Source organism: Myxococcus hansupus, assembly GCF_000280925.3.
Taxonomy (GTDB): domain Bacteria; phylum Myxococcota; class Myxococcia; order Myxococcales; family Myxococcaceae; genus Myxococcus; species Myxococcus hansupus.
In genome coordinates this window covers 8,028,372-8,039,975 of the sequence record NZ_CP012109.1, presented here as the reverse complement: position 1 = coordinate 8,039,975, position 11,604 = coordinate 8,028,372, and the positions used below count along the sequence as shown (strand labels likewise).

The 11,604-nt window shown below is 69.7% G+C and carries 7 protein-coding genes; 6 read left to right on the top strand and 1 reads right to left on the bottom strand.

What is annotated here, in order from left to right; genetic code table 11:
- Positions 1-19 precede the first annotated feature (19 nt).
- Positions 20-472, bottom strand: a complete 453-nt coding sequence (locus A176_RS31530; RefSeq protein WP_002636154.1) for an HIT family protein — start codon at positions 470-472, stop codon at positions 20-22.
- 254 nt (positions 473-726) lie between these two features.
- On the opposite strand from A176_RS31530, the gene A176_RS31525 reads away from it, so the two are divergent.
- The 6 genes from A176_RS31525 to A176_RS31500 all read left to right on the top strand — a co-directional run bounded on the left by A176_RS31525 (position 727) and on the right by A176_RS31500 (position 11,595).
- The gene (locus A176_RS31525) at positions 727-2,397 is read left to right on the top strand and encodes a carboxypeptidase-like regulatory domain-containing protein (protein ID WP_044890341.1); all 1,671 of its coding nucleotides are present in this window, start codon (positions 727-729) and stop codon (positions 2,395-2,397) included.
- Positions 2,398-2,648: 251 nt separating this feature from the next.
- Positions 2,649-4,472 carry an Ig-like domain-containing protein gene (locus A176_RS38385; RefSeq protein WP_226994040.1) on the top strand — a complete coding sequence of 608 codons (1,824 nt, stop codon included), beginning with the start codon at positions 2,649-2,651 and terminating at the stop codon, positions 4,470-4,472.
- Positions 4,473-4,632: 160 nt separating this feature from the next.
- On the top strand, positions 4,633-5,094 hold the full coding sequence (locus tag A176_RS31515; protein WP_002636151.1) for a response regulator: 462 nt from the start codon (positions 4,633-4,635) through the stop codon (positions 5,092-5,094).
- 128 nt (positions 5,095-5,222) lie between these two features.
- Entirely contained in the window at positions 5,223-9,041 is a 3,819-nt protein-coding gene (locus A176_RS31510; protein ID WP_044890342.1) for an nSTAND1 domain-containing NTPase, read from the top strand.
- Between the two features lie 188 nt (positions 9,042-9,229).
- A complete protein-coding gene (locus A176_RS31505; protein WP_002636149.1) occupies positions 9,230-10,192 on the top strand; it encodes an ADYC domain-containing protein in 963 nt (320 codons plus the stop codon).
- Between the two features lie 152 nt (positions 10,193-10,344).
- Positions 10,345-11,595 carry an efflux RND transporter periplasmic adaptor subunit gene (locus A176_RS31500; protein ID WP_044890343.1) on the top strand — a complete coding sequence of 417 codons (1,251 nt, stop codon included), beginning with the start codon at positions 10,345-10,347 and terminating at the stop codon, positions 11,593-11,595.
- Positions 11,596-11,604 lie beyond the last annotated feature (9 nt).

Below are 11,604 nucleotides of genomic sequence, written 5' to 3'. Positions count from 1 at the left end.
GCTGGGCCGGCGCCGGGCTTCAGCCGGACAGCGCGGCGGCGAGCGCCTGGGCGGCGGCCTCCAAATCCCCCGCTGGGAGGTGATCGTCGGCGGGGGCGTCGAAGACGGCACGGCCCCAGAGACGTTGGGGCGTCCGGGGGTAGCGGGGCACCAAGTGCAGGTGGAAGTGCCGCAGCACGTCACCGATGGCGAACGCGTAGGCATGCTCGGCGCCCAGGACCTCGCGTTGCGCACGCATGACCCGGGCGGTGAAGCAGCCCAGCTCGCTCGCCGCGTCCGGGTCGAGGTCGTACCAGCCGCGCACATGCCGCTCGCTGGAGATGACGACCCAGCCCGGGACGGGACTGGGTCCGGCCACGCCATGCAGCACCAGCCCTGGCGCGCGAGCGATGACGCCCCCCACGGGCCGCGTCGAGCCGCGCACGATGGCGCAGCCGAGACATGGGTCGTTCACATCCAAGACATCCGGCATGGGCGCACGCTAGCAGCCCACCTGCTGCGTGGGCGCCGCGCCGAGTTGGGTCGATGGGGACCCAGGCCCGAGAGGGCATGCGGGGTTGTCCGAGTGATCCATGACACGCCCCGCCAAGCAGTCTCAGAGGGTGAGAACGCGCAGCGAATCAAGGGAGGCCTTCTTGACGGCACGGGCATGTGTCGGAGAGTGTCCGGCTGGCGCCTCGGAGTGTTGAGGCCGCGATACTTGGGGACTTTCCTTTCAAGGTGGGGATGATGAAGAAGCATCTGGTAATGGCCGTGGTTCCGTTTTTGGCACTGGGTTGCGGTGATGACCTCGTGGACGCGGACGGCGACGGAATCGCGGATGGCGTGCGCGTGCCGGACTCGGTGACGGTGGTTTCTCCGTCCACGCCCAAGGGCACGGTGTCAGGCCAGGTGCTGAGCACGGACCTGCGTCCGATGGGCGGTGTCACGGTAGAGATGACCATTGGCAGTTCGGCGGAGGCCGTGCAGGCCACGACGAATGACAAGGGCAACTTCACGTACACGAACGTGCCGGGCGGCGCGCAGGTGCTGCTGACGTTCTCGCGGGCGGGCTATGCCACGATGCGCGCGGTGGCCACGGTGCCGTCGACGGCGGGCAACGTCCCCATCAACAACGGCAACGCGAGCTTCGGTCCCATCACGCTGTCGCGCCTGGATGGCACGCTGAACTTCCTCGTGGTGACGCCGCACGGCCGTCCCGCGGCGGGTGCGCGGGCCACGATCGAGGCCACGCCGGCGGGCTCCATCGGCAGCGGCGACACGTCGACGTCGATGGTGAGCTCGGTGGTGGTGGAGGCGGTCGCCAACGACCAGGGGCTGGTGTCCTTCACGGGCATCCCGAGCGCGGCGGAGCTGGCGCGCCTGAGCCGCAGCGGGACGCCGCAGTTCAAGCTGTGGATCTCCCCCCTTGATTTGAACAATGACGGCTTCCCCGACACGGGCGGCCACGTCGCCACGTACACGGCGGCCGAGGTGGTCGCCAACGCCACCACGCGCCTGATCAGCCTGCCCTTCTCGCGGCCGCAGAACGTGCCGCTGAGCATCGAGAGCAGCAACGTGGCCAGCCTCCGGGGCGGTGGCGCTGACTTCCACCCCCTGCGCAACCTGGTGCGCCCCGGCGAGCTCGTCCACCTGTTCTTCAACCAGCCGATCCAGTCGGGGTCGCTGTTCGTTCGCATGACGGACGAGTACGCGGCGGAAACGTTGCCGGTGACGGCCACGGTCAACAGCGGTGGTTACAGCGCCAGCATCAACCTGGGCAACTCCATCGCGGATGGCCGTGAGTACAACATTGACGTGCGCGCCGTGTCCGCCGAGGGCGGCAGCATGTATTCGCGGACGGGGTTCTTCTTCACGGGTGACCAGACGGCCGTGCGCCAGATGTCGATTTCTGGGGCGCGTTACCAGGAGGTGTCACCGGCGGGCGCCCCGGCGGCGTCTCAGTTGAACAATGGCGAGGACGTCTTCCTGTCCTTCAACTACCCCATCACCCGCCCGTCGAATGTGAACGGGCCTGTCTATGCCCACGTGAACTGGGACATCGGCGGCGCGACCCCTGGTGTGATTGGAGACTACCCGGGTGAGGTGGGCAACGCGCTGGGGTTCCCGCTGTCGCCGGTTGAGCCCAATGCGCCCGTGCCGACGCGCATCCCGAATGAGCTCCCGACGTTCCAGATCAACAACTCGGGTTACACGACGCGCTGGGCGTTCACGTACTACGGGCCGAACTCCATCCCGAGCACGAGCTTTGGTGGGCTTCAGATCGTCGTGAAGTTCTCCGATCTGCCGTCGCGTTCCGTCAACGGCACCTACGAGAACTACCTGGGACAGCCGCTCACCACGGACCTGTCTGTGAGTGGCCTGGCTCAGCACCCCGCTCCGGTTGCGCCCCCGTGATGTTCGGACGCACCTGAGATTCAGATGAGTTGTTCAGAGCCCTCCATGGACATCCATGGAGGGCTCTTTTTTTGGCTCTGGACGGAAGGTGCCCTCATGGCGTCTGTCTGCCCGGATCCCGCGTCCAGAACGCGGTCGGCCGCAGGTACAACCAGGACCATCCCAACATCCAAGCCATTGGATTTTCAGGCTCTTTGAGAGGCGCCAGCATGGGCTGCCCGGAATGGCCGCTGCATGGGCAGGTCGGACACATGAGCTCCCTTCGCGTATTGGCAGTCTCCCTCTGTTCCTTGATGTGGGCCTGTATCAACGTGCCCGAAATCACAGTCGTGCCCGATCCTCCAGATGCGGGGGATGTTCGCCCTGTCGTGACACTGACATTGTCGCGAACGGCGACCCATGCCGATGTCGATGTGCGCGTCTCGGTCACGGAGTTGGTGCCGGAGTCGGTCGAGTTGTTCGTCGACGGAGTGTCCGTCGCCGTGCTGCTTCCGCCCGAGTACTCGCTGCGCTGGAGCACGCAGTCCCTCAGCGAAGGCCCACATGCCTTCTCCGCGAGAGTTTCATTGGGGGACCGCGTTTACACGAGCGGGCTGCGCACGCTGGTGGTCGACAGGACGATGCCAAGAGTGGTGTCTCAGCTCCCTCGAACAGGCGCGCAGGATGTCTCAGTGCATGCCCCCATTCAGGCGGTTTTCTCTGAGGCCCTCGACCCCACTTCGTTGTCCGCCGAGTCTGTAAGGCTCTTGGTCAATCAGGCAGAAGTTGCCGCGGAGCTACGCCTGTCGGCTGATGGCACCCTGCTGACCCTCGCTCCGGTGGAGCAGCTCCCCGTCGACGCGGACGTTTCCGTGAGTCTCTCCTCGTCCGTTGCGGACATGGCGGGTAACCCACTGGATGTCGTGGCGTTCACCTGGCAGTGGACGGTTCCCAGGCATCTTCTGTACGGAGGTCCCCTTTCTGCCTCAAGTCCGGAGGGCCCAAACGTTTCGATTTTCTCGGCCGCGCTGGATGAGGACGGTCGGCCCATCGTTGCTTTCGTCGACGGTGTGGCCCCCTCCAATTACGGTGTTCATATCATGCGGTGGTCTGGGACGACCTGGGAACGGTTGGGCGACGTACTTGGGGGAGGCGAGGAAGAGCTTGTTATCAAGGCCTGTTCTCTGTGGACCACGCCGACAGGTGAGATTTTCGTGTCGTGGAATAGCGAGATGGGCGACGGGAACCCCAGCATCCATGTCCATCATTGGAACGAAGGCCGGTGGTCGCCCTTGGGAGCGCCTGTGCGGCCTCTCGAGTCCGATGCGAAAATCGTTTCGTTTGGCTTCGCCGTGAATCCTCGACAGGAACGGCTCCTGGTTGTTCTGGAGCGTGCTCCTGGAGCGTCGCCGTCATTGTATGTTGTTCGTTGGAACGAAGGCCGATGGGAGGCGTTGAGCGGCGCGTCGGAATTACTGCATCCGGGCGCTATCTACTCCGGATTCAATTGGGTGCTCGATTCGATGGGGCGCCTGGTTTTTGTTTGGGCCTCGCAGACTGAAGAGTGGGGGGCGGCGACCACGCATGCCAGGAGATGGTCTGGGGCACATTGGGAAACGCGTTACGCCGCTGGGGGTGGCGCGGCGGCGGTGCCAGTTGTTTCCACTCTGGACGCGGCAGATCGTCTTGTCGTCGGGAGTGTTGCTCAATCGGCTGGAGCGGGAAGGCGGCCGTACATCACCCGTTTGGGCGGTGTGAGTGGGGTGGAGGTTCTCAGCGCCAACGTCGAGGGCATGTACCCAGGCGAGACGGACGCTCGGGTGGAAGTCTTCGACTTCGACCCGGACGGCATGCTGGTGTCGTTGGTCTCCGAACCCGAAGTCGCCGGTGGACCCGTGAACCACTATGTCCGCCGGTGGGACGAGACTTCATGGGTGACCGTGGGGGCGCCAGTGTTGCCTCGCCCTGGAACGAAGCCCGTGGGAACGGCCCGGTTCTTCATGACGGGGACCGAGCGATGGGTGCTCGTCCGCATTGAGGAGTCCGACGGGACGCCCAACCAGCGCCACCTTAACGTCTACCGCCCCAACAACTGAACACCCCCAGACGTGCCTCCGCCCGCTCCCGCTTGTTTCACAGTGAACATGTCTCGGCACTTCGAGGCGTATTCGTTGAAGAGCAGGGTGGGGTGGGCACGTCGGGAGGGGCGTGTATAGATTGCTCAACGCCCGTTCCAACCCGAGAGGCGTCGGTTTCATGAAGAGCACGGCGATGACCATTCCGGCGGAGGACACGTCGGCTTCCTCGGAGCCCGCAGCAGGCGGGAACAAGAAGCGTGTCCTCGTGGTGGACGACTTCGATGACGCTCGCGAGATGTACGCCGAGTACCTGGAGTTCGTCGGCTTCGAGGTCGACACCGCCCGCAACGGCATGGAGGCGGTGGAGAAAGCCAGCGAGGGCGAACCCGACATCATCCTGATGGACCTGTCCCTCCCCGTCATGGACGGCTGGGAGGCGACGCGGCGCATCAAGCAGGACCTGCGCACCAAGGACATCCCGGTCATGGCGCTCACGGGCCACGTGCTCGCGGGCAACGCCGAGCACGCCCGGGACGCCGGCGCGGATGAGTTCGTCGCCAAGCCCTGCCTGCCGCAGGACCTGGAGAACAAGATCCGCAACATGCTCAAACCCAGCAAAGGCAAGGTTCGGGGCGGCTAGGGCGGACGAAGGAAGGAGAACATCTCCACTGCTCGGCAACGGACACTCCGGGGGCCTCGGAGCCTGGGGTGCACATCCCTGGGGCCCGTGCAGTTGACCCCTGGCGGACGGATGCATAGGCACGGTACGTGGGCTCTCCGGCCGCCGCTCAGCCTCCAGATACGTGGACTCCTCCGCAGGAGTTCGACGAGTACCGCCTCGTGCGGGCCATCGGGCGTGGGCGCACGGGTCGGGTGTTCCTGGCCCATGACACGCTGCTCGAGCGCCCTGTCGCCGTGAAGTTCATCCCCGCCCTGGGGCCCAACGCCCTGGCGCGGTTCCTCGTGGAGGCCCGGGCGGCGGCCCGTATCCAGCACCCCAACGTCGTGACGCTCTACCGGGTGGGGCAACTGGAGGATCAGCCCTACCTCGTCTCCGAGTTCATTCGGGGGATGAGCCTGGACCGCCTGCCCAAGCCGCAGCCCTGGGAGCGCGTGCTGGCCATGGGGCGGGACCTCGCGCGGGGGCTGAGCGCGGCGCACCGGCGGGGGGTGCTTCACCGGGACATCAAGCCCGGCAACGCGGTGCTCACGGAGAGTGGCGAGGTGAAGCTGCTCGACTTCGGCCTCGCGAAGCTGCTGGACCGGGCCGCGGGCGCCACGGACACCGAGGCGCCGACGCCCTCCGCGCCGCCGGAGCTGCCCGCCGAGCTGGACCCGGAAGCCAGTCCCAACCTGGGGGCGCGTTCGCTGGACGGCGTCTTCCTGCCGTCCCTCCCCCGGGGCTCTCTGGTGGGGACGCCCTATTACATGTCCCCAGAAGCCTGGGCCGGCGAGCCCCTGACGGCGCGCAGTGACGTGTACTCACTGGGCGTCGTCCTCTACGAGCTGTGCGCGGGCAAGGGGCCGTTCCGCGACGTGCCCTGGCGCGAGCTGCCGGAGCGGGTGCGCAACCGGGACGCGGGCCCGTTGGCCCAAGCCGTGCCCGGCGTGGACGCGGCGCTGGCGGCGGTCATCGACAAGTGCCTTCGCCGGGAGCCGTCCGAGCGGTACGCCACGGCCTCGCAGCTCCTCGATGCCCTGGAGTCCCTCACGCGCGAGGACGTGGCCCAGGCGGTGCCCGAGGGAAATCCATACCGGGGCCTCCAGGCCTTCGAGGCGGAGCACCGCGCCGTCTTCTTCGGCCGCCGCCGCGAGCAGCGCGCCGTGCTGGAGCGGATGCGCGCCGAGTCCTTCCTGCTCATCACCGGTGACTCGGGCGTGGGCAAGTCGTCGCTGTGCCTCGCGGGCTTGCTCCCCGCTGTCACGGAAGGCGGCTTGGAGGACGGCCGCCACTGGCGCGCCGTGCGGCTGGTCCCTGGACGCAAGCCCGTGTCCGCCCTGGCCGCGGCCCTCGCGCCCGTCCTGGAGACCGACGAGGAGGCCCTGGCATCCGCCCTCCACGCCGAGCCCACCGCCCTGGTGCGCCAGCTCCGCGTGAAGCTGGGGACGCGGGACGGGCTCCTCATCTACGTGGACCAACTCGAGGAGCTCGTGACGCTGGCGACGCCCGCGGAGGCGGAGCTCGCGGGGCAGGCCCTGGGCACCCTCGCGGAAGGGGCCAGCGGTGTGCGGCTCCTGGCCACCGGGCGCAGCGACTTCCTCACCCGCTTGTCCGCCGTGCCCGGCCTGGGCGCGGAGGTCCCTCGCGCGCTGTATCTGCTGCGCGCCCTGACACCCGAGGAGACACGCGACGCGGTGACGGGCCCCGCGCGCGTGAAGGGTGTGCGCTTCGAGTCCGACGCCCTGGTGGATGCGCTCGTCACGTCCACGCTGTCGGCCGCCGAGGGCGGCCTGCCCGTGCTCCAGTTCGCGCTCGCCGAGATGTGGGAAGCCCGCGACGCGGCGGCGGGCGTCATGACGCAGGCGGTGCTGGACTCACTGGGCGGTGTGGCGGGGGCGCTGGCGAGGCACGCGGACGCCGCGGTGGCGCGCCTGCTGCCGGACCAGCGTGTCGCGGCCCGGGGTGTGTTGCTGCGGCTCGTCACCGCGGATGGCACCCGCGCCCGGAAGACGGACCGTGAGCTGGTGGGCGACGACCCGCGCTACCGCGCCGCGCTGGAGGCCCTGGTCCACGCGCGCTTGCTGGTGGCTCGAGAAGCGCAGGAGGGCACGTCGTACGAGCTGGCCCACGAAGCGCTGCTCTCCGGTTGGGGCACGTTGGCGCGCTGGCTGGCCGAGGCCTCCGAGCGCCGCGAAGTCCAGTCCCGGCTGGAGGCCGCCGCGGCGCACTGGGAGAAGCTGGGCTTCCCCCGCGAGTCCTTGTGGGGACCCCGTCAGCTCGAGGAGACGAAGGTGCTCGACGCGGGGGAGCTCACCCGCCGCGAGCGAGACTTCCTGAAGGCCTCGCGCCGCACCATGGTGCGCAGCCGCCGCACCCGGCAGGCGCTGGTGGTGGGCTTCGTCGTGTCCCTGGGCCTGGTCTACGGCGGGCTGAAGCTGCGCGAGCGCTGGGGGCTGGACCAGCAGGTGCGCGCCGAGCTCGGGCAGGCGTCACAGGCCATGGATGGCGTGCGCCAGGAGTGGGGCACCTTGGGCGCCGAGCGCGCCGAGGCCTTCCGCCTCTACGACGGAGGCCGCCGAGCCGACGCGGAACGGCGCTGGCACCGGGTGGGGTCGCGGGCGGGAGCGCTGCGGGGCCGCTTCGACGAGGTCGCGGGACGGCTCGAGCGGGCCCTGGCCCTGGCTCCGGGCCGCCATGACGTCCGCGAGGCGCTGGCCGACTTCCTCTACGAGCGCGCCCTGTGGGCGGAGCAGGACGAGGACGCCTCCGCGCTGCCCGCGCTGCTCCAGCGCCTGCGGCTCTACGATTTGGAGGGGAGGCGCTGGCGGCGTTGGAATGCGCCCGCGCGCCTCACCCTGGAGACGACCGTTCAGGGGGCCGAGGTGGAGCTGCGCCCGCTGGGCCGCGACGCGCAGGGCCACCTCCAACTGGGAGAGGCCCTGGGCACGGCCCCGGGCCGATGGGTGGCGGTGCCCGTGCCGCCGGGCACGTATCAAGTCTCCGTGCGCGCGCTGGGATACGAGCCGGTCCTTCAATGGGTGCTGCTGGCGCGGGGTGAGGAACGTCAGGTCGCCGTGCCGCTCCCGCGCGTGGGGAGCGTGCCGGAGGGCTTCGTCTTCGTTCCTCCAGGCGGGGTGCGGTTCGGCAGCGCGGCCGAGGCCAGCGTGCGCGACTTCTTCAACGCGGTGCCGATGCATCCGGTGGAGGTGCCCGGCTTCCTCATCGCCCGGCACGAGGTGACGTACGCTGACTGGCTGGCCTTCGTGGAGGCCCTGCCTCCGGAGCAGCGCGCGCAGCGTCTGCCTCGCGTGGGCACGGGCGGGTACGCGGGGCTGCTCCAGCTCAGCCAGGAAGACGGCGCCTGGCGGTTGCGCTTCCAACCCGGCAACGCGCCGTACGTGGCGCGGGCCGGAGCGCCGCTGCGCTATGCCAAGCGGAGCCTGCGCGCGGAGCAGGACTGGCTGCGCTTCCCCGTGAGTGGCATCACCTTCGCGGAGGCGGAGGCCTATGCCGCGTGGCTGTCGGAGAGCGGCCGTGTCCCAGGCGCGAGGCTCTGCTCTGAACTGGAGTGGGAGCGCGCGGCGCGCGGCGCGGACGGACGCGAATACCCGCACGGCGACACGTTGGCGCCCGACGACGCGAACATCGACACGACGTACGGCAAGCAGCCCGAAGGCTTCGGTCCCGACGAGGTGGGGAGCCACCCTGCCTCGCGCAGCCCGTTCGGCGTGGACGACATGTCCGGCAACGTGTGGGAATGGACCCGTTCCTGGCTGGAGCCGGGCAAGGCCGTGGCGCGGGGCGGGAGCTTCGCGTTCGCGGCCACCTCCGCGCGAGCCTCGAACCGGGAGTTGCCAGAGCCGTCGCTCCGGGACGTGACGGTGGGCATGCGGGTGTGCGCGGACATGGCGCCCACCGTGCCCTGAATGCCTGCCTGGCTGCCCTACATGCGCTCCGCCCGTTAGCCGACGGAGGAACCCCGTGTCCGCCCTGGCGTCTTGGGGTGTTGATGCGCAGTCGACGATGCAAGTGCCTGCGGGTCCTCGCTTGAGTTGCTGAGCGAGCGGTCACTGCGGACATTGGTGCCGTGGTCGGGACGGGAGGGTGGTGGGCGATGGGCGTGTGGAAGCAGACGGTGGCGGCGCTGAGCGTGGCCATGGGCATGGTGGGTTGCGCGGGCGATGTGACGACGGAGACGGCGCCGGAGCTGGGCTCGGGGGTGGCGGAGCTGGTGGCGCCCAACGGGCGGAACCTGAACGGCCGCAACCTCAATGGCCGGAACCTGAACACCACGGAGCTCGGGCAGACGCTCGTGTCCGTGGACTTCGCGGGTGCCCGTCTCGGGCAAAGCGTCCTGAACGGCGTGCGGCTGGAGGGCAGCGTCTTCCACGGCGCCGCCGCGGGCACCGCGGTGTCGGGCCATGCCTTCCTGGGCGCGCGTTTCACGGGCAACCTCGGTGACGGTGGCACGGTGGAGCTGCGCGTCGACAGCGTCGAGCCTGGGACGGGCGCGGACGCGGACGTCTGGGTGTACGGCGTCTCCTTCTTCGACGCGGCGGAGAGCCTCTGGAAGCCCACGTGCGTGGCGGCGGACGGCTCCGCGGTGGGGGCCATCGCGGTGGCGGGACGTTGGGACCACCGGCAGGGCGTGGAGGGCGGCGGCGCCAAGGTGGATGACGCCGGGCGCTTCACCTTCGCGTGCGAGGGCGCGGCCATCGCCAAGTGCGTGCGCTTCGGTTACCGGCCGTGGGCCTCGACGGCGGAGGGACAGAGCCTCGCGGACCACCACCAGGCCTGCACGCGCATGGTGCGCGCGGACTTCTGCGGCGACGGCACCTCGCACACGGAAGACGGCAACTGGGTGAACCTGTACGACAGCGTGGGCGTGCAGACGGATTCGGAGGCGTGGCGGCACGAGGCCGAGTGGGACGTCGACGGCGCGCGCTGCTTCACGCAGTCGACGCGCGCCCCGCAGCCGGTGAGCTGCCCCGGGCGGACGCAGCCGGACACGTGCGGCAAGTCGGCCCACTTCCAGACGGGCACGCTCCTCATGAGCGAGGTCCCTCCCGCTCCCTAGTCGCCTCAGGCCGGGCGGGCCCCAAGGGCCCGTCGGCATGCCTGCTCGCCCTGCTTGCTGGCGGTGGACGCTGATGTCAACGGCTACCGGGGGCAGGGGGCCGACACCATGGTTAGCCGGCTCGCCGCGGTGGCGGAGAGGGGAGATGCGCTGTGAGACGGGCTCGGCTACGGCAAGTGTTTGGCGGGGTGGCGTTGGGGCTGTGCGCCCTCACGGGGTGCAGCAAGGACGCGAAAGAGGCGCCCCCTCCGCAGGAGGAGCTGGAGGTCTCGCTCGGCCAGGAGAACGTGGCGCGCGCAGAGGTGCGCGATTTGCGCTCGGGTCCTGGCATCTCCGGCAACCTGCAGGCGCGCACGGCGGCCGCGGTGCGCGCCGAAGTCGGGGGCACCATCCTCGACATCAACGCCCAGCAGGGCCAGGTGGTGAAGAAGGGCGAGGAGCTGGCGCGCATCGAGGATGCGACGTTGAAGGACCAGCTCATCGCGGCGACGGCGGCGGTCCGCACGGCCCGCAGCGCGTTGCAGGTGTCGGAGGCCGAGCTGGAGCGCAGCGCCAAGCTGTCGAAGGCGGGCGTCGTCACCCAGCGCGACTTCGAGCGGGCGCAGCTCACGCTGGAGCAGGCCAAGGGGCAGCTCGCGGAGGCGCGCTCGCGGCAGGCCCTGGCGAAGGAGCAGCTTGCCCGTGCGCGCGTCGTGGCGCCCTTCGCGGGCGTGGTGAGCGAGCGGCAGGCCAGCGCGGGTGACGTCGTCCAGCCCAGCGCGCCGCTCTTCACGGTGGTGGACCCCCGCACGCTGCGGCTGGAGGCCTCCGTGCCCGCCGCGCAGCTCGAGCAGGTGCGGGTGGAGACGCCAGTGGAGTTCCACGTGACGGGCTACGGAGACCGCTCGTTCCGCGGGGTGGTGGAGCGCATCAACCCGGTGGTGGACCCCGCCACCGGCCAGGTGCGCATCTACGTGGCGATTCCCAACACGGACCTGCAGTTGCTGGCGGGCCTCTTCGCGGAGGGGCGCGTGGCCTCGCGCGCGGAGCAGGCGCTCGCGATTCCCATCGACGCCATCGATGACACCGGCACGGAGCCCTCGGTGCTGCGCATCCAGCAGGGCCGCGTGCAGCGGGTGAACATCACTTTGGGCATGCGCGACGAGGTGTCGCGGCAGGTGCAGGTCCGCTCCGGATTGGAAGACGGTGACGTCGTGGTGCTCGGCGCGGCGAAAGAGCAGGTCGTGGAGGGCGCGCGCGTGAAGGTGACGCCGCCACGGCCGGACGCGAAGCCGGTGGAGGACTCCGGTCCGGGCGTGGGGGGCTCCGAGCCACCGCCGCCGTCGTCCGGACAGCGGCAGCCCACGCCGCAGCCCGCGTCCACGCAGCCACCGGAAGAAGGGGCGGCGCCTCCCTCGCCGTGAGGCCGCACC